The sequence below is a fragment of the Streptomyces sp. NPDC090025 genome (assembly GCF_044748125.1).
Classification (GTDB): Bacteria; Actinomycetota; Actinomycetes; order Streptomycetales; family Streptomycetaceae; genus Streptomyces.
Genome location: NZ_JBIVFL010000031.1, coordinates 1 through 1,433, shown reverse-complemented (window position 1 = coordinate 1,433; position 1,433 = coordinate 1). Strand labels below are relative to the sequence as shown.

Here is a 1,433-nt window from a genome sequence, read left to right as displayed (position 1 = left end):
TCGTTGCTTCAGAACAAACACAGTGGACGCGAGCAACTGAGGACAAGCCCTCGGCCTATTAGTACCGGTCAGCTCCACCCATTACTGGGCTTCCACATCCGGCCTATCAACCCAGTCGTCTACTGGGAGCCTTACCCTCTCAAGGAGGTGGGAATACTCATCTCGAAGCAGGCTTCCCGCTTAGATGCTTTCAGCGGTTATCCCTCCCGAACGTAGCCAACCAGCCATGCCCTTGGCAGGACAACTGGCACACCAGAGGTTCGTCCGTCCCGGTCCTCTCGTACTAGGGACAGCCCTTCTCAATATTCCTACGCGCACAGCGGATAGGGACCGAACTGTCTCACGACGTTCTAAACCCAGCTCGCGTACCGCTTTAATGGGCGAACAGCCCAACCCTTGGGACCGACTCCAGCCCCAGGATGCGACGAGCCGACATCGAGGTGCCAAACCATCCCGTCGATATGGACTCTTGGGGAAGATCAGCCTGTTATCCCCGGGGTACCTTTTATCCGTTGAGCGACGGCGCTTCCACAAGCCACCGCCGGATCACTAGTCCCGACTTTCGTCCCTGCTCGACCCGTCGGTCTCACAGTCAAGCTCCCTTGTGCACTTACACTCAACACCTGATTGCCAACCAGGCTGAGGGAACCTTTGGGCGCCTCCGTTACCCTTTGGGAGGCAACCGCCCCAGTTAAACTACCCATCAGACACTGTCCCTGATCCGGATCACGGACCGAGGTTAGACATCCAGCACGACCAGAGTGGTATTTCAACGACGACTCCACAACCACTGGCGTGGCCGCTTCAAAGTCTCCCACCTATCCTACACAAGCCGAACCGAACACCAATATCAAACTGTAGTAAAGGTCCCGGGGTCTTTCCGTCCTGCTGCGCGAAACGAGCATCTTTACTCGTAGTGCAATTTCACCGGGCCTATGGTTGAGACAGTCGAGAAGTCGTTACGCCATTCGTGCAGGTCGGAACTTACCCGACAAGGAATTTCGCTACCTTAGGATGGTTATAGTTACCACCGCCGTTTACTGGCGCTTAAGTTCTCAGCTTCGCACACCCGAAAGTGCACTAACCGGTCCCCTTAACGTTCCAGCACCGGGCAGGCGTCAGTCCGTATACATCGCCTTACGGCTTCGCACGGACCTGTGTTTTTAGTAAACAGTCGCTTCTCGCTGGTCTCTGCGGCCACCCCCAGCTCAGAGTGCAAGACTCATCACCAGACGTGGCCCCCCTTCTCCCGAAGTTACGGGGGCATTTTGCCGAGTTCCTTAACCATAGTTCACCCGAACGCCTCGGTATTCTCTACCTGACCACCTGAGTCGGTTTAGGGTACGGGCCGCCATGAAACTCGCTAGAGGCTTTTCTCGACAGCATAGGATCATCCACTTCACCACAATCGGCTCGGCATCAGGTCTCAGGCT

The 1,433-nt window shown here is 56.1% G+C and carries 1 rRNA gene; it reads right to left on the bottom strand.

Annotated features, from left to right (window positions below):
• Positions 1 to 38: 38 nt before the first annotated feature.
• A 23S ribosomal RNA gene (locus ACIPXM_RS35435) occupies positions 39 to 1,433 on the bottom strand; the annotation flags it as partial.